We start from the raw sequence: 20,320 nt of genomic DNA, 5'->3' as shown, positions 1-20,320 counted from the left end.
CTGAGCGTTATGCTTGGCCGGATTGCTGAAGGCGAGCCACCCTGCGAGGCTTTCCGGGGCATGAAAGAAATGATCGCGCGCGACGACCCTTCGCCGCCGCGCGCAATGCCTTACGGCAGCGACTACCAACACCTTCTCGCTGGCCGAGGAATGTTCAAACAAAGGATGAGGCTATGGTTCAAGTTCGCAAACTGGTGTTAGCAATAGCGGCCGCCTCGGCGCTGTCCTCCGGTATGGCGCATGCCCTCGGACTCGGGGAGCTGACCCTGAAGTCGTCGGTGAACCAGCCGTTAGAGGCGGAAATCGAGTTGCTCGACGTCAAGGACCTCACCGCTGCCGAAGTGGTGCCGAGCCTGGCGTATCCTGAAGATTTCATCAGGGCCGGTGTCGACCGTCAGGCGTTTCTCAATGATTTGAGTTTCACACCGGTGCTCAACGCCAGCGGCAAAAGCATTCTGCGTGTGACGTCCAGCAAGCCGTTGTCCGAACCGATGTTCAAATTCCTGGTTCAAGTGACGTGGCCCAACGGCCGCCTGTTGCGCGATTACAGCGTGCTGCTCGATCCGTCCAAATTCTCGCCGCAAACCGCGGACGCGGCTGCGCAACCGGCACCGACTCAGACGGTCACTGCACCCGTGACCGGCGCCACCAGGCCGACCCAATACACCACCACGCCACGCGATACCCTGTGGGAAATCGCCGCGAAGGCGCGTAATGGCGGCTCGGTTCAGCAAACCATGCTGGCCATCCAGGCGCTGAACCCGGACGCGTTCATCAACGGCAACATCAATCTGCTGAAAACGGGTCAGGTCCTGCGCCTGCCGGATCAGACGCAGAGCGCCAGCGTGCCGCAACCCAAGGCGATCGCTGAAGTCGCTGCGCAGAACACCGCGTGGCGCCAGGGGCGTCGCTACGTAGCGAAGCCCGGTACCGGTCAGCAGCAACTCGATGCGACCAAGCGCGGCCGGGGCGAAGGCGCTCCTGCGCAGCCCGCCAAGGATAATCTGAGCCTGGTGTCTGGCGAGTCCGGCAAAGCCGGTGGCAAAGGTGCAGCAGGTGATGCCAAATCGTTGAGCAACAAGCTGGCCGTGACTCAGGAAAGCCTCGACACGACCCGTCGTGACAACGCTGAACTGAAAAGCCGCATGACCGATCTGCAAAGCCAGCTGGATAAGCTGCAACGCCTGATCGAACTGAAGAACAATCAACTGGCCAAGTTGCAGGCTGAAGGCGCTGCGGGTGCGCCGGCTGCTGCGACGACGGCACCGGCCATCTCGGCCGAATTGACGCCGGGCACTGCGCCTGGCGAAGCTACGCCGGCAATGCCAGCACCTGCGGCGGCCCCTGAAGCAACGCCGGCCGTGGCCGAGACGCCAATCGAGCCGACGCCTGCAACATCCGATGAGCAGAAGTTCAATGACTTGCTGACCAATCCGGTGCTGCTGGGTCTGGTCGGCGGCGGGGCGGTGGTTCTGCTGCTGTTGCTGCTGTTGCTGGCCCGTCGCCGCAAAGCCAGGCAGGAAGCCGAGAAACACCTGCGCATGGCCCGCGCCTTGTCCGAAGAGCAGGACTTCCCGGTTGATCAGGACTTGCCTGAAAGCAGCTTCGAGGGTCTGGAAGTTCCGCCGCCAAGCGTGAAGCTCGCGACCGCACCAACTCCTGCGCCAGCGCCGACCCCAGCACCGGCTCCGGTGATTGCTCCCGTGGTGGTAACGCCGCCGATCGCCGCGCCACTGGTCGCGCCTGCCGCTGATCATGATGACGACGTTCTGACCAAGGCGCAGTCGCACATGACCGCCGGCCGCCTGAATCAGGCTGCTGCGTTGCTGGAAGACGGCATCAAACAAGAGCCTCAGCGCAGTGACCTGCGTCTGAAGCTGATGGAAGTCTACGGACAGCAGGGCGACCGCGATGCGTTCGTGGCCCAGGAGCGTCAGCTTGTGGCTAACGGCGAAAACTTCGCCCGTGTCGAAGAACTGAAAAGCCGCTTCCCGGCCATGGCTGTCGTCGCGGCGGGTGGCCTCGCTGCCGCGGCAGTCGCTGCCGAACTGGACGCCCAATACGTCAAGGACCTGTTGATGGACGAGCCCGAAAAACCGGCACCGGCACTGGCCGATGACGACTTCGACAGCGCGTTCGATCTGAGTCTGGATGATCTGGAAACGGCCTCTCCTGCGGTGGTTGCACCTGAGCCGACGCCTTCGCCAGAGGCTGTGGCCGAACTGGATGAATTCCCGCTGGACGACGACCTGAGCTTTGAGGCGGTTTTGCAGCAGCAGACTGAAATCAAGGAAAACCTCGACGACTTGTCGGACTTCGATCTGGACATGGACCTCGGTGCCGAGCCTTCGTCGGGGATGCTGGCCGAAGACGATTTCCTGTTGAGCCTGGAGGATGACGTCAAGGATCTGCCTGCCGCTGACGTGCCGGCTGTGCCTGAAGTTGTCCTGGACGATCTGGAGTTGCCGTCCGATTTCGACCTGTCGCTGGCCGATGAAATGGATGCTCCGGACGCCTTCGCGGCTGAGCTGGATGATGTCAACGCCGAGCTGGATCGTCTGTCCCAGAGTATTGGCGAACCGACCTTCACCGCAGAGGACGCCCTGGCCTCCGCTGCTGATGAGCCGGAATTCGATTTCCTTGCTGGCACCGACGAAGTCGCCACCAAACTCGACCTGGCCCAGGCCTACATCGACATGGGCGACGCCGACGGCGCACGGGACATCCTCAACGAGGTCGTGACCGAGGGTGATGCCGGTCAGAAGAGCGAAGCCAAGGAAATGCTTGCGCGTCTGGCTTGATGAGTAAGCAAGTTGTAAAAAGAACGGCAGCCCATAGAGGCTGCCGTTTTTGTTTGCGCTTTGCTGCGGTGTTGTCTGTCCCACCGCTTTCGCGAGCAAGCCCGCTCCCACATTCCAACCGCGTTTGTCCTGAAGGAAACTCGGTCAAATGTGGGAGCGGGCTTGCTCGCGAAGAGGCCCTAACATTCGACATCCTACTTTCTGTTGTGCTGGCATCCCCGTCCCACAGCCTTATAATGCCGACCTTTGCTTACATCAGCAGGCCTTCACTCCTTGGCAAATATAGATAACCCGGCCGCCGAAATGGCGGCCGACGGCTTTTTCCGCATCGCCTTGGGCGTTGAATACAAAGGCTCGCGCTTTCGCGGCTGGCAGCGCCAGGCGTCCGGTGTGCTCACGGTGCAGGAAACCCTGGAAAAGGCCTTGTCCAAAGTCGCCGACTCACCGGTGTCGCTGCTCTGCGCCGGGCGCACGGACGCAGGCGTGCATGCGTGCGGTCAGGTGGTGCATTTCGACACACAGGTCGAGCGCTCGATGAAAGCCTGGGTCATGGGCGCCAACATCAACTTGCCCCACGACGTCAGCGTCAGTTGGGCCAAGGTCATGCCGGCGCATTTCCATGCGCGGTTCAAGGCCATCGCCCGGCGCTATCGCTACGTGATCTACAACGATCAGATCCGCCCGGCGCACCTGAACGAAGAAATCACCTGGAATCACCGCCCCCTCGACGTCGAGCGCATGGCCGAGGCCGCGCAATACCTGGTCGGCACCCATGACTTCAGCGCTTTTCGTGCGGGTCAGTGCCAGGCCAAGTCGCCGATCAAGGAACTGCATCACCTGCGCGTCACACGTCACGGCAAGATGATCGTGCTGGATATACGCGCCAGCGCCTTCCTGCACCACATGGTGCGGAACATCGCGGGTGTATTGATGACCATCGGCACTGGCGAGCGTCCGGTGGAGTGGATGAAAGAAGTGCTGGAAAGCCGGATTCGCCGTTCTGGCGGGGTGACAGCGCATCCATTCGGCCTGTATCTGGTGCAGGTCGAGTACCGCGACGAGTTTGAATTGCCTGAGCGTTACATCGGCCCACACTTCCTCACCGGTTTCGCCGAACTTGACGGCTGACGCCCTCGAACGCATTTGTTACCATCCGGGACTTTCCCGGATTTGCCCTGAGGTTTTTATCGACATGTCAGCCGTTCGCAGCAAGATTTGCGGGATTACCCGCATAGAAGATGCGTTGGCGGCGGTCGAGGCCGGGGCTGATGCCATCGGGTTTGTGTTTTACGCCAAGAGTCCACGGGCCGTGACGTTCCAGCAGGCGCGCGACATCATCAAAGCGCTGCCGCCGTTCGTGACCACCGTGGGGCTGTTTGTAAATGCCAGCCGCTGCGAGCTGGGCGAGCTGCTCGACGCGGTGCCGCTGGATCTGTTGCAGTTTCATGGTGACGAAACCGCAGCCGACTGTGAAGGCTGGAATCGGCCCTATATCAAGGCGCTGCGGGTCAAGGCCGGCGACGATATCGCGGCGGCATGCGATGCATTTCCCAGCGCCAGCGGCATCCTGCTCGACGCCTACGTTGAAGGCGTACCTGGCGGAACCGGCGAAGCATTCGACTGGTCTTTGATACCGCAAGGCTTGAGCAAACCGATCATCCTGGCGGGCGGCTTGACGCCTGACAATGTCGCCGAGGCAATTAACCGGGTCCGGCCTTACGCCGTGGACGTCAGTGGCGGGGTAGAGGCGAGCAAGGGCATCAAGGATCACGCAAAGATTCAGGCTTTCATCAAGGCTGTACGCAGTAGCACGTAGTTGATGTGACGGCTGGCAGACTGCCGCCGTCCCAAAATGCACTGCGCTGCACAAAGCAGGCACGGCTGAGGATTGATGGGTTGTACGCAGGTCACGCTTCACTGACCCGGCCATCCACCGATCATCGCCACACACATGAATTTAGCTCAAGGGCATACGTGGGGCTGCGAACCAGAGCGTTCGGGCCGCCGGTACTGGAGAAAGAAAGCATGAGCAACTGGTTAGTAGACAAACTGATCCCTTCGATCATGCGTTCCGAGGTCAAGAAGAGCTCGGTGCCTGAAGGTCTGTGGCACAAATGCCCGTCTTGCGAGGCTGTGTTGTATCGTCCGGAGCTGGAAAAAACCCTGGACGTTTGCCCAAAGTGCAACCACCACATGCGTATCGGCGCCCGCGCCCGCATCGACATCTTCCTCGACGCCGAAGGTCGTGTCGAACTGGGTGCGGACCTGGAGCCGGTCGATCGCTTGAAATTCCGCGACGGCAAGAAGTACAAGGACCGCCTGGTCGCTGCGCAAAAGCAGACCGGCGAGAAAGACGCGCTGATCTCCATGAGCGGCACGCTGCTGGGTATGCCGGTGGTGGTCTCGGCCTTCGAATTCTCTTTCATGGGCGGTTCCATGGGCGCCATCGTCGGTGAGCGCTTCGTGCGCGCCGCCAACTACGCCCTGGAAAACAAATGCCCGATGATCTGCTTCGCCGCTTCCGGTGGTGCGCGGATGCAGGAAGCCCTGATTTCCCTGATGCAAATGGCCAAGACCTCCGCGGTGCTGGCGCGTCTGCGTGAAGAAGGCATTCCGTTCATTTCCGTGCTGACCGACCCTGTTTATGGCGGCGTTTCCGCCAGTCTGGCGATGCTCGGCGACGTGATCGTCGGTGAGCCGAAAGCCTTGATCGGCTTCGCCGGTCCACGCGTGATCGAGCAGACCGTTCGCGAAAAACTGCCGGAAGGTTTCCAGCGCAGTGAGTTCCTGCTGGAGCACGGCGCGATCGACATGATCATTCACCGTCAGGAGCTGCGTCCGCGTCTGGGTAACCTGCTGGCGCAACTGACCGGCAAGCCGACACCGAAATTCGTCGCGGCGCCGATCGAACCGATCGTGGTGCCGCCGGTGCCAGCCAACCTATGACCCAACGTACCCTTGGCGAGTGGCTCGCCTACCTTGAGCAGTTGCATCCTTCGGCCATCGACATGGGCCTTGAGCGCTCGCAGCAGGTAGCGTCCCGCTTAGGGCTGGGCAAGCCGGCGCCTCGGGTAATTACGGTCACCGGCACCAACGGCAAGGGTTCTACCTGCGCATTTGTGGCTTCGTTGCTGCGGGCGCAGGGCCTGAAAGTCGGTGTCTACAATTCTCCGCACCTGCTGCGTTACAACGAGCGGGTGCAGGTCAACGGCGTCGAAGCGACTGACGCTGAGCTGTGCGAAGCCTTTGCAGTGGTGGAGGCTGGCCGTGGCGAGACTTCCCTGACGTATTTCGAAATGGGCACCCTGGCGGCGTTCTGGCTGTTTCAACGGTCCGGGCTTGATGCCGTGGTGCTGGAAGTCGGTCTGGGCGGGCGTCTGGACACGGTCAACGTGGTGGATGCCGACATGGCGCTGGTGACCAGCATCGGTGTTGATCATGCGGACTATCTGGGCGACACCCGAGAATCCGTGGCCTACGAAAAAGCCGGCATCTTCCGTCAGGGCGCGCCTGCGCTCTGTGGCGATCTGAATCCACCTCAGCCTCTGCTGGACAAGGCGAGCGAACTGGCTTGCCCGTTTTTCCTGCGTGGGCGCGATTTTGACCTCGGTGTTACCGATCACAATTGGCAATGGCGCGGTCTTGATGCTCAAGGGCAAGTCGTCGAGTTGCATGATTTGCCGTTGCTCGATCTGCCTATGGAAAACGCCGCGCTGGCATTGCAGGCTTATCTACTGCTTGGTTTGCCTTGGGTGGATGCGCAAATCGTTGATGCCTTGAAAGCCACGAGAGTGGTCGGGCGCCTCGATCGCCGACAGTTCGACTGGCAGGGCAAGCGTCTGAACCTGTTGCTGGATGTGGGGCATAACCCCCATGCGGCCGAATATCTGGCGCGCCGTCTGGCGAGCCGATCACCGGTGGGCAAGCGTCTGGCAGTATTTGGATTGCTGGCGGACAAGGATCTGGATGGTGTTGTCGGTGAATTGAATGCTAGTGTCCAGCACTGGGCTGTTGCACCGCTGGATTCACCGCGGGCGCGACCGGTTACCGATTTGCATGGGGCGTTACAGAACCTTGGTGCTTCGGTAACGTCCTATGACAGTGTGGTCGCCGCCCTGGAAGGGCAGTGCGCGCGGGCGACGAGCGACGACGAGATTCTGTTGTTCGGATCATTTTATTGTGTTGCCGAGGCCCTTGAATGGCTGGCCCGGCGCTCCACGGAGGAAGCGGCAAATGGCATTGCTGGATAAGGCCTACAAACAACGCATGGTCGGCGCCCTGGTACTGGTGGCGCTGGCAGTGATTTTCCTGCCGATGCTGTTTTCCCGTCAGGATGAACAACGTCAGGTCACGGTCGAGGCGCCCGCCGCGCCGCAGGCACCTTCAGTGCCGCAGGTGCAGGTTGAGCCGGTGGTCGTGCCCGAACCTCAAGCCTTGCCGCAAGAACCCGTGCCGAGTGATGACGACATCGCACAGCAGGAAGAGCCATCGACGCCGATCGCACCGACTGCGCCCGTCGCGCCTGCGCCTGCTGCGAAACCGGTAACGCCGCCTCCGGCACCCGCGCCGGTCAACAAGCCAACGACTGCACCCAGCCAGCCGATTGCCGCCGCACCGGGCAAACCGGACACTACTCAAAGCCGCGTCGACGCCAATGGCCTGTCGGTCAGTTGGTCGGTGCAACTGGCCAGCCTGTCGAACCGTGCCAGCGCAGAAAACCTGCAAAAAACCCTGCGCAGCCAGGGTTACAACGCCTACATTCGCACGGCTGACGGCAAGAATCGGGTGTTCGTCGGGCCACTGATCGAGCGTGCAGAAGCCGATCGCCTGCGTGACTTGTTGAACCGCCAGCAGAACCTCAAGGGTTTTGTAGTGCGCTTCCAGCCTGAGCGCGGCTAAAAACTATCGCCCCGATTTGAAATGCACTGACAATCGCAGCTTACCGATAAGCATGGGCTCTGCTAAAATGCGCCGCCTTATCCGTCTGTAGGCTGCACTGTGCCATTTACCTGGGTTGACTGGGCGATCGTTGCAATCATCGCCATCTCCGCATTGATCAGTCTGAGCCGCGGCTTCGTCAAGGAAGCATTATCGCTGGTGACCTGGATCATCGCAGGAGTCGTCGCCTGGATGTTCGGTGGTGCATTGTCCGAGAACCTCGCCGGATACATCGAAACGCCATCGGCTCGCGTGATCGCGGGCTGCGCAATAATGTTTGTCGCCACGCTGATCGTAGGCGCAATGGTCAATTATCTTATCGGCGAATTGGTTCGCGTCACCGGGTTGTCCGGGACCGATCGATTCCTCGGCATGGCCTTCGGCGCCGCGCGTGGCGTATTGCTGGTGGTCGTGGCGGTCGGGCTGTTGAGCCTGGGGCCGGTACAGCAGGACGGGTGGTGGCAACAGTCGCAGCTCGTGCCAAAATTTCTATTGGTCGCAGACTGGTCCAAAAACCTGATCCTCGGGTGGAGCAGTCAGTGGCTTGCCAGCGGTATCAGCGTACCCGCTGAAATACCGTTCAAGGAGCACCTCTTGCCAACGGCCAAAACGCCTCAGTGAGTTGTGTTCAGTTCAGATCCATTAAGTAGGGGTTGCGTCGCATGTGTGGCATCGTCGGTATCGTCGGTAAGTCGAACGTCAATCAGGCGCTGTATGACGCGCTAACCGTCCTCCAGCACCGCGGCCAGGACGCTGCCGGTATCGTGACCAGCCATGACGGCCGGTTATTCCTGCGCAAGGACAATGGTCTGGTGCGTGACGTGTTCCATCAGCGTCACATGCAGCGTCTGGTCGGCCACATGGGCATTGGTCATGTGCGTTACCCGACCGCTGGCAGCTCGACCTCGGCCGAAGCTCAACCGTTTTACGTCAACTCGCCTTACGGCATCACGCTGGCGCACAACGGCAACCTGACCAACGTTGAACAGCTGGCCAAGGAGATTTACGAATCTGACTTGCGCCACGTCAACACCAACTCCGACTCGGAAGTGCTGCTGAACGTGTTCGCGCACGAGCTGGCCCAGCGCGGCAAGTTGCAGCCCACCGAAGAAGACGTATTCGCCGCTGTGACTGATGTGCACAACCGTTGCGTGGGTGGTTACGCGGTCGTCGCGATGGTGACCGGTTACGGCATCGTCGGTTTCCGTGACCCGCACGGCATCCGCCCGATCGTCTTCGGCCAGCGTCACACCGACGAAGGCGTCGAGTACATGATCGCTTCCGAAAGCGTGTCCCTGGACGTGCTCGGTTTCACCCTGATTCGCGATCTGGCGCCGGGCGAAGCGGTCTACATTACTGAAGACGGCAAGCTGCATACCCGTCAGTGCGCGACCAACCCTTCCCTGACCCCGTGCATCTTCGAACACGTCTACCTGGCGCGTCCGGACTCGATCATCGACGGCGTGTCGGTCTACAAGGCCCGCCTGCGCATGGGTGAGAAGCTGGCAGAGAAGATCCTGCGCGAGCGTCCGGATCACGACATCGACGTGGTCATCCCGATTCCGGACACCAGCCGCACCGCGGCCCTGGAGCTGGCGAACCACCTCGGCGTGAAGTTCCGCGAAGGCTTCGTGAAGAACCGCTACATCGGCCGGACCTTCATCATGCCGGGCCAGGCTGCGCGGAAAAAATCCGTACGTCAGAAGCTCAACGCCATTGAGCTGGAATTCCGCGGCAAGAACGTGATGCTGGTGGATGACTCGATCGTTCGCGGCACCACCTGCAAGCAGATCATCCAGATGGCCCGCGAAGCCGGCGCCAAAAACGTTTACTTCTGCTCCGCCGCACCGGCCGTTCGCTACCCGAACGTTTACGGCATCGACATGCCGAGCGCTCACGAGCTGATCGCTCACAACCGGTCGACTCAGGACGTCGCTGACCTGATCGGCGCTGACTGGCTGATCTATCAGGACTTGCCTGACTTGATCGAAGCGGTCGGTGGCGGCAAGATCAAGATCGACAAGTTCGATTGTGCGGTGTTCGACGGCCAGTACGTCACCGGCGATGTCGACGAGGCTTACCTGAACAAGATCGAGCAGGCACGTAACGATGCCTCCAAGGTCAAGACGCAGGCAGTCAGTGCGATTATTGATCTGTACAACAACTGAGTAACTACCGGCCCTGAGGGGCCGGTTTTGTATCTACCGCGAAAGCAAGGCAAGGAGTGACAGCATGAGTCAGGATTGGGATGCCGGTCGGCTGGACAGCGACCTCGAAGGCGTAGCGTTCGATACCCTGGCCGTACGCGCCGGTCAGCACCGCACGCCGGAAGGCGAACACGGTGATCCGATGTTCTTCACTTCCAGCTATGTATTCCGTACCGCTGCCGACGCGGCCGCCCGCTTTGCCGGGGAAGTACCGGGCAACGTTTACTCGCGTTACACCAACCCGACCGTTCGCGCGTTCGAAGAGCGCATTGCTGCGCTGGAAAGCGCCGAGCAAGCCGTGGCGACCGCCACCGGCATGGCCGCGATCATGGCCGTCGTGATGAGCTTGTGCAGCGCTGGCGATCACGTACTGGTGTCGCGCAGCGTGTTCGGTTCGACCATCAGCCTGTTCGAGAAGTACTTCAAGCGCTTCGGCATCGAAGTCGATTACGTGCCTCTGGCTGACCTGTCCGGCTGGGATGCGGCGATCAAGGCCAACACCAAATTGCTGTTCGTCGAGTCGCCCTCCAATCCGCTGGCCGAGTTGGTGGATATCGCTGAGCTGTCGAAAATCGCTCACGCCAAAGGCGCGATGCTGGTGGTCGACAACTGCTTCTGCACGCCGGCGTTGCAGCAGCCACTGAAGATGGGCGCGGACATTGTTGTGCACTCGGCGACCAAGTTCATCGACGGTCAAGGCCGTTGCATGGGCGGCGTTGTGGCCGGTCGTAGCGAGCAGATGAAAGAAGTGGTCGGTTTCCTGCGCACTGCCGGGCCAACCTTGAGCCCGTTCAATGCCTGGATCTTCCTTAAGGGCCTGGAAACGCTGAGCCTGCGCATGAAGGCGCACTGCGCCAATGCCCAGCAACTGGCCGAGTGGCTGGAGCAGCAGGACGGTATCGAGAAAGTCCATTACGCCGGCCTGAAAAGCCACCCGCAGCATGAGTTGGCTCAGCGTCAGCAGAAAGGTTTCGGTGCGGTGGTGAGTTTCGAGGTCAAGGGCGGCAAAGAGGGTGCGTGGCGCTTTATCGATGCGACCCGGTTGATTTCGATCACCGCCAACCTCGGCGACAGCAAGACCACCATTACGCACCCGAGCACGACCTCTCACGGTCGTCTGGCGCCGCAAGAGCGTGAGGCGGCGGGCATTCGTGACAGCCTGATCCGCATCGCGGTCGGTCTGGAAGACGTGGCAGATCTGCAAGCCGATCTGGCGCGTGGGTTGGCGGCCTTGTGATCGAGTTGTCCACGCCGACTACCGGTTCCAATGGTCGTGTTGCACTGGTGACCGGTGCCGCGCGCGGCATTGGCCTGGGAATTGCGGCCTGGCTGATCAGCGAAGGCTGGCAAGTGGTGCTGTCGGACCTGGACCAGGTGCGAGGTTCGAAAGTGGTGAAGGTGCTGGGCGACAACGCCTGGTTCATTGCCATGGATGTCTCGAACGAGGGGCAGGTGGCGCTGGGCGTTGCCGAAGTGCTTGGACAGTTCGGGCGTCTGGATGCGCTGGTGTGCAACGCGGCAGTGGCCGATCCGCACAACACCACCCTGGAGAGCCTTGATCTGGCTTACTGGAATCGGGTGCTGGCGGTGAATCTCAGTGGGCCGATGTTGTTGGCCAAGCACTGTGCGCCGTACCTGCGCGCTCACAGCGGGGCGATCGTCAACCTGGCCTCGACTCGCGCCGGGCAGTCGGAGCCCGACACGGAGGCTTATGCGGCGAGCAAGGGCGGGCTGTTGGCCCTGACTCACGCGTTGGCGATCAGCCTGGGTCCGGAAATTCGCGTCAATGCCGTCAGTCCTGGCTGGATTGATGCGCGGGATTCCTCGGTGCGCCGTGCCGAACCGCTGACCGAAGCTGACCATGCGCAGCATCCGGCGGGCAGGGTAGGGACGGTCGAAGACGTGGCGGCGATGGTGGCGTGGCTATTGTCGAAGAATGCAGGTTTCGTCACGGGCCAGGAGTTCGTGGTCGATGGTGGCATGACCAAGAAGATGATTTACAGCGACTGATAGGACGGAGTGCTGTCTGCGGCATTGATGTTGAATTTGCCGCCGCCTTCGCGAGCAAGCCCGCTCCCACAGTGGACCGCGTTTCCTCAGGCAACATGCGTTCTAATGTGGGAGCGGGCTTGCTCGCGAAGGCGGTCTCACTATTGCCAACGTTGTCCCGAATGACATGTTTTTGTCTTTTTCAGAAAAACTTCAAGCGGGCTATTGACTTAGCTTCGCTAGGTGCGTAAATTTCGCGGCCTCAGAGAAGCAAAGGGTGATTAGCTCAGCTGGGAGAGCGTCTGCCTTACAAGCAGAATGTCGGCGGTTCGATCCCGTCATCACCCACCACTTCTTGAGAGTCTTGCGAAAGCAAGATGGAAGCTGAAAAGCCTCCACCGACGCGCAGCGGTAGTTCAGTCGGTTAGAATACCGGCCTGTCACGCCGGGGGTCGCGGGTTCGAGTCCCGTCCGCTGCGCCATATTTTCCGGATCAGGTTTATTCTGGTTCGAGATTGAAAGCTTCGAAGCTTCCAGTCAGACGAGTTAGGATGCAAGTCCAAAGCGATACGCAGCGGTAGTTCAGTCGGTTAGAATACCGGCCTGTCACGCCGGGGGTCGCGGGTTCGAGTCCCGTCCGCTGCGCCATATCTGCTTCAAGGCCCACTGAACGCCTTGAAGCTACGAAGCAAACCATTGGTTTGTCTTCTAGTCGATAGCAAAGACCCTGGTCGCAAGACCGGGGTTTTTTGTGTCTGAAATTTGGCGTGAAAGATGGTTGAGAAGATGCATCGGCAATGGCAGTGAAAATGGATTATTGCTGTTTGAAAAAAGGGCTGCATAACGCAGCCCTTTGCACGTCAGTCAGAGCCCGAGCTTGTCCCGCAACCCGTAATACCAGGCGCCCAGCGCCGCAAACGGCGTTCGCATCAGCTGTCCACCGGGGAATGGGTAGTGCGGTAGATCGGCAAACGCATCGAAACGCTCAGCCTGACCACGCAACGCCTCGGCGATTACCTTGCCCGCCAGGTGCGTATACGTCACGCCGTGGCCGCTGCAGCCCTGGGAATAGTAAATGTTGTCGCCCAGGCGCCCGACCTGCGGAAGACGCGACAGGGTTAGCAGGAAATTGCCGGTCCAGGCGTAATCGATCTTCACGTCCTTGAGTTGCGGGAACGCCTTGAGCATCTTCGGCCGGATGATCGCCTCGATGTTCGCCGGGTCCCGGGCGCCGTACACCACACCGCCACCGAAAATCAGGCGCTTGTCACCGCTCAGGCGATAGTAGTCGAGCAGGTAATTGCAATCCTCGACGCAGTAATCCTGTGGCAGCAGGCTTTTCGCCAACTCATCGCTCAAGGGTTCGGTGGTGATCACCTGTGTGCCGCAGGGCATGGATTTGGCGGCCAGTTCCGGCACCAGACTGCCGAGATAAGCGTTCCCCGCCACGATGATGAACTTGGCCCGGACTTTACCCAGAGGCGTGTGCACCACCGGGTTCGCGCCGCGCTCGATGCGCACTGCCGGCGACTGCTCATAAAGGGTTCCGCCTAGCGACTCGACCGCCGCTGCTTCTCCGAGTGCCAGGTTCAGCGGATGAATGTGACCGCCGCTCATGTCGAGCATGCCGCCCACGTATTGATCGCAGTTCACTACTTCACGGATGCGCTTCTGATCCATCAGCTCAAGCTGCGTGTTACCGAAACGCTCCCACAGACGCTTCTGCGATTCCAGATGGCCCATCTGCTTGGCGGTGATGGCGGCGAACACACCGCCATCTTTCAGGTCGCACTCAATGTTATATTTTGCGACCCGCTCACGAATGATCCGTCCGCCCTCGAACGCCATTTGCCCCAACAACTGAGCCTGCTTGGGAGTGACGGTACGCTCGATCACATCGATGTCACGGCTGTAACTGTTAACGATCTGGCCGCCGTTGCGGCCCGACGCGCCGAAACCCACTTTGACGGCTTCCAGCACCGTGACCTTGAAACCGTTCTCCAGCAGAAACAGGGCAGAGGACAGACCGGTGTAGCCGGCACCAATCACGCAGACATCAGTCTCTACGTCACCCTGTAACGCCGGGCGCGGCGGAACCGCATTGGCCGATGCAGCGTAATAGGACTCTGGGTAGGGAGTGTTCGCCATCCTGCAGCCTCTGTTTAATATATTTTACGAGTGTCCCGATCCTACCCGAGTTAAAAATCGACCGCCAGCCATCGCAAAATCTTCTTTGCGGCAACGAAATTAAATATTTTGCATATTCATAGGGTTAGCTCGAAAAAAGGTGTTGACACCCCTCCGGAATTCCGTAGAATGCCGCCTCACAGCAGGCACGTAGCTCAGTTGGTTAGAGCACCACCTTGACATGGTGGGGGTCGTTGGTTCGAGTCCAATCGCGCCTACCAAACAAAATCCGCTCTGCTGGGCGGTCTGGAAGGGCTCACCGAAAGGTGGGCCCTTTTTTGTTGTCTTCGATTTGCAAATCGCTTGCGGATCCCGAATGTCGCTTCTCTTGATTTGTTGGAGCCAGTTTGTCTTGCCTTGAGGTTGGAGAGGCGCAATTTCCTGCTTTTTGGGCTACTACTTTCAGGCTAATTCGAACGTTGACCTGACGGGAGTATATCGATGCTTGTGCACTGGTTTCTTGCTGCGATCCATCTATTGGCTTTTGCGCTGGGTTTCTGGGCAGTCCTGTCCCGCGGTACGGCTTTTCGGCGCTTGGCTGCCGGCGTAGGGGAGGCTCGCAGCGTTTTGATCGCGGACAACCTGTGGGGAATTTCTGCAGTCGTCCTGCTGGTCACCGGTGGGATGCGAGCTTTTGGCGGGTACGAAAAGGGCACTGACTACTATCTTCACCAGCCGCTGTTCCACCTCAAGATGACGCTGTTCGTTCTGATCCTGTTGCTTGAAGTTGCACCGATGGTGACGCTGATCAAATGGCGAATTGCGCGGGCGCGGGGTGGGACCATCAATTCCGGACGGGCGACGCTGTTTGCACGGCTCAGTCATATCGAAGCGCTGCTGGTACTACTGATGGTCGTGGCAGCTACGGGCATGGCGCGGGGTGTAACGTTTGGTTAGTCGAGTGCGATTGCGCACTTCCCCATGACTTATCCGAAACGTCCGACAGTCATGATGTGAGATATGCCGCTAGTATCGGCTTCAGGTTTTGAGTGGGTGTCTGTGGTGGTGAGGCGACGCTTGAATCTTAGCCAGCCGTGATTCAGGGCGAACGGGCTGGCTACTGACTGCAGCAGGATTCAGGTTTGTGGCTTGTCCGGGGCGGTCAGGCCTGCCTGAATGCGCTGATAAATTTCTTCGCGGTGCACCGCAACGTCTTTCGGGGCGTTGATGCCAATTCTGACTTGCTGGCCGCTTACGCCCAGAATGGTGATCGTAATGTCATCGCCAATATTTATGCTTTCACCGACTTTGCGGGTGAGTATCAGCATGGTCTTCTCCTTGATTGCTTCGTGGGGCACCTGTTTCGGACAGTGCAGAGGTCGGTGGTATGTATAGATTAGTGCGAAGTCTCGCGGTTTGGGTGCCTGTTTCTGACGCGCAGATGCTGCATTAATTCCCAAGGCGTAACTATACAGAGGCTGCATCCATGATTCTCGTTGTTTTGAGCCCATTTTGCGGCACTCGGGAAGTATTCATGGATGTTAAAATCCCCGCTTTCAGCATTCAGAGGGAAGCGTTGTGCGCAAAATGGCCTTGGTAATCGCAGTACTGGCAATGGCGGGATGTGGTGAAGGCAAGAGCGGTGACGCGCAAAAGCCGCAGCCGGCAGCGACTGCTGCGCCTGCGGTGGCCTCCGCACCGCAGTGGGATCTGGAGGTGCGAGGTGAAATAACTCAGGCTGTCAGCGATCTGAGTGGCTGGCTGATTGAGCACAGTTTCGTTTCCAGTGTGGTCAAGGAAAATGGCAAGACCCGCATCCTTATGGGGCCATTCAATTCCAAAGCCGAGGCTGAAGCCAAACAGGCAGAGGTACGCGCGGCGCTGACCCGAGCGAAAAAACAGAACATCGAGTTGCTGGTCATCGAGCGTCCAGTGACTCAGTAATAGCATTATCGCTGGCGCCCGTCGGGTCGAGCGCCTTGGTGTTACGAGCGCGGTAAAAAACAAAAAAGGCCTCGGGCATTCAACCTCAGGCCTTTTTGTGTTCAGCCAACGCTTAACCGCAGGCTTTCATATCCACAGGCCCTACAAACTCGTTACCGCGCCCCATCACGCACGCCACACTTTGGTTGCGTTGCCGTTCCCAGGCTTGTACCGGGTAAGTTTTGTTCCAGGCTTCGTACAGTTGGCGATCCTGCTTCGACAGGCGCAAGCCGTACTGTTTGCTCATGTAGAAATAAGTCCGGGCGATCATGCCGCGAATGGAAGGACGGGGCATGACCTTCTTCGCCTTGAAATCGACCTGAGTCAGGCACGAGCCGTATTGACCGGGTTGCTCCGGTAGCCAGCCAAAACTGAAATTGCTGCGATCACCATTCACTTCGCCGATGCTCGGCACCAGGTTATGCAAATCGGCCTCGGCTTTCTGATAGCTCGGGTCGTAACGCGTGCAATTCTTGCGTCCGCCTTCCTGCCAGCACTGACGCTGGTGGCCGATCTGCCAGGCAGGGACGATGTGCTCCCATTCGATACGCGAAGCGCGCTTGGCATTTTTACGCGGTATGTAACCGCAGGCGGAGAGGTTTACTTTGTTGCCGGTGTACTTGCACCCGCAGTAAAACTCGGTGGATTGCGGGGCATACAGCTTCCAGGCGACTTTCTTGGCTTCATTGAACGTGCGCGGGGCGTCAGCCTGGGCGCCCATCGCGAAGAACAGAAACAGCAAAACAAAACAACGGACACTCATTGACTCAATCTTCCTTCGGCACAACCCAGAAAATCTGCACGCCGCCATCGTCGCGATAGGCGAGGGTGACGTTGTCGTTCTCATCGATTTCGTCGAGCAACTGTTCCCACTCATTTACTGGCTCGTCCGGAAGACGAAAGATCAGCGCAGCTTTGGCTTTTTGCGCAGCGGGGGAATTGATGATTTTTTGAACGCGCATGCCCATGCGTTCATAGGCGTCAGGAGAGGCAGAGGTGGTAGCCACGGAATTATCCTTATTAAGCTGTACGTGCATACAGTATTTAACTGTAAGAATTTTCGCAACTGCTTAAAATCCAAGAAAATCCTCTGACAGCGTTTTTTTCCGTTTGGTGTAGGAAGAAGGAAATTTTTTATCGGAAGAGAGGCCACTCACCAAGGTTGGCGAGTGGTGACAACGGTGCCCGACCGGAACCGGTCGGGCGAGGGTGAATCAGTATTCCCAGAACATCCGCTGCAGCTCTTTGCTGTCAGTGGTCTTGGTCAGCGCGACCATGGCCAGGATGCGAGCTTTCTGTGGATTCAGGTCATGCGCCACGACCCAGTCGTATTTGTCGTCAGGCTGTTCAGCGTTACGCAGTACGAAACCACCGGCGTTGACGTGGGAAGACCGAATGATTTGCACGCCATCCTTACGCAAGGCCTGCAGGGCTGGAACGACCCGCGAAGACACCGAGCCATTGCCGGTACCCGCGTGGATAATGGCTTTAGCGCCGGACTGAGCCAGCGCTTTGTAGGCGGTATCACTCACGTTGCCGTAGGAATAAGCGATTTCGACGTCAGGCAGGCTCTTGATGTTCTTGATGTCGAATTCCGAATCCATGGTGTGGCGCTTGGCTGGCAGGCGGAACCAGTAGGATTTTCCTTCAACCACCATGCCGAGAGGGCCCCAGGCACTTTTAAACGCCTCGGTCTTGATGTTGATCGTCTTGCTGACGTCGCGACCCGACTGGATTTCATCGTTCATGGTCACCAGCACGCCTTTGCCGCGAGCATCTTTGCTACTGGCCACGGCGACGGCGTTGTACAGGTTCAGCATGCCGTCGGCGGACATAGCGGTCCCCGGGCGCATGGAGCCCACGACGATAATCGGCTTGTCGGTTTTTTCGACCAGGTTCAGGAAGTAGGCGGTCTCTTCCAGGGTGTCGGTGCCGTGGGTGATGACGATGCCGTCGACGTCTTTGCTGTCGGCCAGTTCGGCCACGCGACGGCCCAGTAGCAGCAGGTTGTCGTTGGTGATGCTTTCCGACGCAATCTGCATGACCTGTTCGCCGCGAACGTTAGCCAATCGGCTCAGTTCCGGAACCCCGGCGATCAATTGTTCAATGCCGACTTTCGCCGCTTGATAAGTCGCGCTGTTGGCGGCGCTGGCGCCTGCGCCGGCAATGGTGCCGCCAGTGGCGAGGATCACGACGTTCGCCAGTTTTTGTTGGGTTTCGACTTCTTTTGCCTGAAGGGCGGTCGGAAGGAGCAGCAGGAGGGCCAAGGCGCCCGGAACAAAAGTCTTGAAAGCAGATGTCATTATTTTTCTCTCTAGTTGTGAGACGGTGCGGATGCAGGTTCATCTAGATGCGCCCCAGGCTGATCTGAACGCCTGGGGTGGAGGAGATGGAGCAGGATCTGTACCATTCATATCCGGAATAAAAAAAATGCCTTCAACCTAATGATTTGTATCAATTATCTGGTTTTCGTCAGAGTGACGCTTAAACAGCGTGTTGTCCGGGTTTCCGAATATGTTTGGCATTTGCGTTCGGTTCCCCGAGAAAGGCTTCGATTTCTTAAACAACTCGTCATGCCCGTTGGCAAATCCGTCTTAAAGAAACTCGCGCGCAGGTCGATGCCCTTCAAAGGATTTTTCTACCAGGAGTTCACATGTCGTTTTCGGTTGGTTTCCCCAATGCAGGCGCAATCACCGTCGGTGGCAAGTCCACGGCCACGATTAGCACCGTGAGCGAATCGACTTCCGAGGCTTCGACGCTAGCGCTGGGTAACGAGGAAGAGGGTGACGCGACCCAGGTCCGGACGGGTGGCGGCACCCCGGCCGAATCCAAAGCAGAAAGTGGCGGCGACCAAAGCCTTGTGGTGAAGATGTTGCTAAAACGTATGCAAGAACTGCAGCAGCAACTGCGCGAGCAACAACAGCAATTGGCGGCGGCTCAGGCTGCGTCTTACCCGACACCGGAAGCCAAGACTGCGGTGGTCATGTCGATTCAAGGGCAGGTCGCCGACACCACCGGCGCGCTGGCAGAAGTAACCGGCAACCTGGTCAAGGAACTGGCCAAGGGGTCCAGCGCCGGCGGACTGGTCAGCACCACGGCGTAAAAGTACGTCCGCCGGAACAAAAAACTGCTTTTCCGGGCGTTGACAAATGACGACAGGGTTCGCATAGTTCGGTCTACGCAAACGTTTGCGCGGCTTCGCTGATGGCTTGTCCCTCAGCGAATGCGGTGAAGCTTACGCCAGCGCAAGCGTTGCTTAGAATAATCATAAGATCGGAGTGAACCCATGAAGCTGCCATTCGCTGGACGTCTTCTCGCTGTCGCTATGCTGGCTGCCGCATCCGCCGCGTTGCCTGTCTCCTCGGCCTTCGCCGAATCGCCTGAAAAACCCAAAGTCGCGCTGGTCATGAAATCCCTGGCCAATGAATTCTTCCTGACCATGGAAGACGGCGCCAAGGCCTACCAGAAAGACCACTCCGGCGATTTTGAACTTATCTCCAACGGCATCAAGGACGAAACGGACACGGCCAACCAGATCCGCATCGTCGAGCAGATGATCGTTTCGAAGGTCAATGCGCTGGTCATCGCGCCAGCTGACTCCAAAGCCATGGTGCCGGTAATCAAGAAAGCGGTAGATGCCGGTATCACCGTGATAAACATCGATAACCAGCTGGATCCGGCCGTCGTCAAAAGCAAGAACATCACCGTTCCGTTTGTAGGTCCGGACAATCGCAAAGGCGCGCGGCTGGTGGGCGAATACCTGGCCCGGCAACTGAAGGCCGGTGACGAAGTCGGCATCATTGAAGGCGTGTCCACCACCACCAACGCCCAGGCCCGAACCGCCGGCTTCAAGGATGCGATGGAAGCGGCGCAGATCAAGGTCGTATCCCTGCAATCCGGCGATTGGGAAATCAACAAAGGCAACCAGGTTGCCTCTTCCATGCTCAGCGAATACCCGAATATCAAAGCCCTGCTGGCCGGCAACGACAGCATGGCCGTAGGCGCAGTGTCTGCCGTGCGTGCCGCAGGCAAGGCCGGCAAGGTTCAAGTGGTCGGCTACGACAACATCAATGCCATCAAGCCGATGCTCAAGGATGGCCGTGTCCTGGCCACCGCTGACCAGTTTGCCGCCAGACAAGCCGTGTTCGGTATCGAGACGGCGCTGAAAATCATCAAGGGCGAGAAAGTCGACAGCGGCACCAACGGCGTCATCGAAACTCCGGTAGAGCTGGTTACCAAGTAGTCCTTCTGGCGACACAACGGTGCTCGTCCGTC

19 protein-coding genes and 4 tRNA genes are annotated in these 20,320 nt (G+C 59.0%); 18 read left to right on the top strand and 5 right to left on the bottom strand.

Features of this window, described 5'->3' with window-relative positions; genetic code table 11:
- The first annotated feature begins 173 nt into the window (after window positions 1-173).
- The 13 genes from ACYZT9_RS17630 to ACYZT9_RS17570 all read left to right on the top strand — a co-directional run bounded on the left by ACYZT9_RS17630 (window position 174) and on the right by ACYZT9_RS17570 (window position 12,583).
- Entirely contained in the window at window positions 174-2,801 is a 2,628-nt protein-coding gene (locus ACYZT9_RS17630) for a FimV/HubP family polar landmark protein (RefSeq protein WP_462006678.1), read from the top strand.
- Window positions 2,802-3,104: 303 nt separating this feature from the next.
- Entirely contained in the window at window positions 3,105-3,929 is an 825-nt protein-coding gene (gene truA, locus ACYZT9_RS17625; protein WP_462010249.1) for a tRNA pseudouridine(38-40) synthase TruA, read from the top strand.
- A 64-nt stretch (window positions 3,930-3,993) separates the two neighbouring features.
- Complete coding sequence (locus ACYZT9_RS17620) at window positions 3,994-4,617, top strand: phosphoribosylanthranilate isomerase (RefSeq protein WP_462006677.1); 624 nt, start codon at window positions 3,994-3,996, stop codon at window positions 4,615-4,617.
- Between the two features lie 209 nt (window positions 4,618-4,826).
- The gene (accD, locus tag ACYZT9_RS17615) at window positions 4,827-5,747 is read left to right on the top strand and encodes an acetyl-CoA carboxylase, carboxyltransferase subunit beta (protein ID WP_462006676.1); all 921 of its coding nucleotides are present in this window, start codon (window positions 4,827-4,829) and stop codon (window positions 5,745-5,747) included.
- A complete protein-coding gene (gene folC, locus ACYZT9_RS17610; protein ID WP_462006675.1) occupies window positions 5,744-7,051 on the top strand; it encodes a bifunctional tetrahydrofolate synthase/dihydrofolate synthase in 1,308 nt (435 codons plus the stop codon). The genes accD and folC overlap by 4 nt, the downstream gene beginning before the upstream one ends.
- A complete protein-coding gene (locus ACYZT9_RS17605; RefSeq protein ID WP_462006674.1) occupies window positions 7,035-7,700 on the top strand; it encodes an SPOR domain-containing protein in 666 nt (221 codons plus the stop codon). The genes folC and ACYZT9_RS17605 overlap by 17 nt, the downstream gene beginning before the upstream one ends.
- Window positions 7,701-7,799: 99 nt before the next feature.
- A complete protein-coding gene (locus ACYZT9_RS17600; protein ID WP_462006673.1) occupies window positions 7,800-8,360 on the top strand; it encodes a CvpA family protein in 561 nt (186 codons plus the stop codon).
- A 41-nt stretch (window positions 8,361-8,401) separates the two neighbouring features.
- Window positions 8,402-9,907, top strand: coding sequence for an amidophosphoribosyltransferase (gene purF, locus ACYZT9_RS17595; RefSeq protein ID WP_007935163.1), 1,506 nt, complete (start codon window positions 8,402-8,404; stop codon window positions 9,905-9,907).
- A 64-nt stretch (window positions 9,908-9,971) separates the two neighbouring features.
- Window positions 9,972-11,183 (top strand): O-succinylhomoserine sulfhydrylase, encoded by a 1,212-nt coding sequence (locus ACYZT9_RS17590; RefSeq protein WP_462006672.1) that lies wholly within the window; start codon window positions 9,972-9,974, stop codon window positions 11,181-11,183.
- Complete coding sequence (locus ACYZT9_RS17585) at window positions 11,180-11,956, top strand: SDR family oxidoreductase (protein WP_462006671.1); 777 nt, start codon at window positions 11,180-11,182, stop codon at window positions 11,954-11,956. The genes ACYZT9_RS17590 and ACYZT9_RS17585 overlap by 4 nt, the downstream gene beginning before the upstream one ends.
- A gap of 254 nt (window positions 11,957-12,210) precedes the next feature.
- Window positions 12,211-12,286: transfer RNA gene (locus tag ACYZT9_RS17580), tRNA-Val, on the top strand.
- Between the two features lie 54 nt (window positions 12,287-12,340).
- Window positions 12,341-12,417, top strand: a tRNA-Asp gene (locus ACYZT9_RS17575).
- Between the two features lie 89 nt (window positions 12,418-12,506).
- Window positions 12,507-12,583, top strand: a tRNA-Asp gene (locus tag ACYZT9_RS17570).
- Between the two features lie 216 nt (window positions 12,584-12,799).
- Here ACYZT9_RS17570 and ACYZT9_RS17565 read toward each other — a convergent pair.
- Entirely contained in the window at window positions 12,800-14,083 is a 1,284-nt protein-coding gene (locus ACYZT9_RS17565; RefSeq protein ID WP_462006670.1) for an NAD(P)/FAD-dependent oxidoreductase, read from the bottom strand.
- A gap of 183 nt (window positions 14,084-14,266) precedes the next feature.
- On the opposite strand from ACYZT9_RS17565, the gene ACYZT9_RS17560 reads away from it, so the two are divergent.
- Together ACYZT9_RS17560 and ACYZT9_RS17555 are read left to right on the top strand one after the other, a co-directional pair.
- Window positions 14,267-14,343: transfer RNA gene (locus ACYZT9_RS17560), tRNA-Val, on the top strand.
- A gap of 220 nt (window positions 14,344-14,563) precedes the next feature.
- On the top strand, window positions 14,564-15,019 hold the full coding sequence (locus ACYZT9_RS17555; RefSeq protein WP_462006669.1) for a DUF2214 family protein: 456 nt from the start codon (window positions 14,564-14,566) through the stop codon (window positions 15,017-15,019).
- A gap of 179 nt (window positions 15,020-15,198) precedes the next feature.
- Here ACYZT9_RS17555 and csrA read toward each other — a convergent pair whose 3' ends face one another.
- Window positions 15,199-15,390: a carbon storage regulator CsrA gene (gene csrA, locus ACYZT9_RS17550; protein WP_059404395.1), complete on the bottom strand. Its 192-nt coding sequence runs from the start codon at window positions 15,388-15,390 to the stop codon at window positions 15,199-15,201.
- Between the two features lie 250 nt (window positions 15,391-15,640).
- On the opposite strand from csrA, the gene ACYZT9_RS17545 reads away from it, so the two are divergent.
- Complete coding sequence (locus ACYZT9_RS17545) at window positions 15,641-16,006, top strand: SPOR domain-containing protein (RefSeq protein WP_462006668.1); 366 nt, start codon at window positions 15,641-15,643, stop codon at window positions 16,004-16,006.
- Between the two features lie 112 nt (window positions 16,007-16,118).
- Here ACYZT9_RS17545 and ACYZT9_RS17540 read toward each other — a convergent pair whose 3' ends face one another.
- The 3 genes from ACYZT9_RS17540 to ACYZT9_RS17530 all read right to left on the bottom strand — a co-directional run bounded on the left by ACYZT9_RS17540 (window position 16,119) and on the right by ACYZT9_RS17530 (window position 18,348).
- The gene (locus tag ACYZT9_RS17540; RefSeq protein WP_462006667.1) at window positions 16,119-16,808 is read right to left on the bottom strand and encodes an endonuclease; all 690 of its coding nucleotides are present in this window, start codon (window positions 16,806-16,808) and stop codon (window positions 16,119-16,121) included.
- A 4-nt stretch (window positions 16,809-16,812) separates the two neighbouring features.
- Window positions 16,813-17,082 (bottom strand): DUF1654 domain-containing protein, encoded by a 270-nt coding sequence (locus tag ACYZT9_RS17535; protein WP_462006666.1) that lies wholly within the window; start codon window positions 17,080-17,082, stop codon window positions 16,813-16,815.
- Window positions 17,083-17,259: 177 nt separating this feature from the next.
- A complete protein-coding gene (locus ACYZT9_RS17530; RefSeq protein ID WP_462006665.1) occupies window positions 17,260-18,348 on the bottom strand; it encodes an asparaginase in 1,089 nt (362 codons plus the stop codon).
- 350 nt (window positions 18,349-18,698) lie between these two features.
- On the opposite strand from ACYZT9_RS17530, the gene ACYZT9_RS17525 reads away from it, so the two are divergent.
- Together ACYZT9_RS17525 and ACYZT9_RS17520 are read left to right on the top strand one after the other, a co-directional pair.
- Window positions 18,699-19,148: a hypothetical protein gene (locus ACYZT9_RS17525; protein ID WP_462006664.1), complete on the top strand. Its 450-nt coding sequence runs from the start codon at window positions 18,699-18,701 to the stop codon at window positions 19,146-19,148.
- A gap of 183 nt (window positions 19,149-19,331) precedes the next feature.
- The gene (locus ACYZT9_RS17520; RefSeq protein ID WP_462006663.1) at window positions 19,332-20,288 is read left to right on the top strand and encodes a substrate-binding domain-containing protein; all 957 of its coding nucleotides are present in this window, start codon (window positions 19,332-19,334) and stop codon (window positions 20,286-20,288) included.
- Window positions 20,289-20,320: the final 32 nt, after the last annotated feature.

Source organism: Pseudomonas sp. ZT5P21 (assembly GCF_054897785.1).
Note: the sequence above shows the minus strand (reverse complement) of the source record. Positions and strands in the feature narration are given on the sequence as shown.

Coding starts and splice junctions, on each gene's coding strand:
- ACYZT9_RS17535 (WP_462006666.1), bottom strand. CDS start 17,082: ATGCACGTACAGCTTAATAAGGATAATTCCGTGGCTACCACCTCTGCC.
- ACYZT9_RS17540 (WP_462006667.1), bottom strand. CDS start 16,808: ATGAGTGTCCGTTGTTTTGTTTTGCTGTTTCTGTTCTTCGCGATGGGC.
- purF (WP_007935163.1), top strand. CDS start 8,402: ATGTGTGGCATCGTCGGTATCGTCGGTAAGTCGAACGTCAATCAGGCG.
- ACYZT9_RS17605 (WP_462006674.1), top strand. CDS start 7,035: ATGGCATTGCTGGATAAGGCCTACAAACAACGCATGGTCGGCGCCCTG.
- ACYZT9_RS17565 (WP_462006670.1), bottom strand. CDS start 14,083: ATGGCGAACACTCCCTACCCAGAGTCCTATTACGCTGCATCGGCCAAT.
- ACYZT9_RS17630 (WP_462006678.1), top strand. CDS start 174: ATGGTTCAAGTTCGCAAACTGGTGTTAGCAATAGCGGCCGCCTCGGCG.
- ACYZT9_RS17520 (WP_462006663.1), top strand. CDS start 19,332: ATGAAGCTGCCATTCGCTGGACGTCTTCTCGCTGTCGCTATGCTGGCT.
- truA (WP_462010249.1), top strand. CDS start 3,105: ATGGCGGCCGACGGCTTTTTCCGCATCGCCTTGGGCGTTGAATACAAA.
- folC (WP_462006675.1), top strand. CDS start 5,744: ATGACCCAACGTACCCTTGGCGAGTGGCTCGCCTACCTTGAGCAGTTG.
- ACYZT9_RS17620 (WP_462006677.1), top strand. CDS start 3,994: ATGTCAGCCGTTCGCAGCAAGATTTGCGGGATTACCCGCATAGAAGAT.
- ACYZT9_RS17530 (WP_462006665.1), bottom strand. CDS start 18,348: ATGACATCTGCTTTCAAGACTTTTGTTCCGGGCGCCTTGGCCCTCCTG.
- accD (WP_462006676.1), top strand. CDS start 4,827: ATGAGCAACTGGTTAGTAGACAAACTGATCCCTTCGATCATGCGTTCC.
- ACYZT9_RS17525 (WP_462006664.1), top strand. CDS start 18,699: ATGTCGTTTTCGGTTGGTTTCCCCAATGCAGGCGCAATCACCGTCGGT.
- ACYZT9_RS17555 (WP_462006669.1), top strand. CDS start 14,564: ATGCTTGTGCACTGGTTTCTTGCTGCGATCCATCTATTGGCTTTTGCG.
- csrA (WP_059404395.1), bottom strand. CDS start 15,390: ATGCTGATACTCACCCGCAAAGTCGGTGAAAGCATAAATATTGGCGAT.
- ACYZT9_RS17590 (WP_462006672.1), top strand. CDS start 9,972: ATGAGTCAGGATTGGGATGCCGGTCGGCTGGACAGCGACCTCGAAGGC.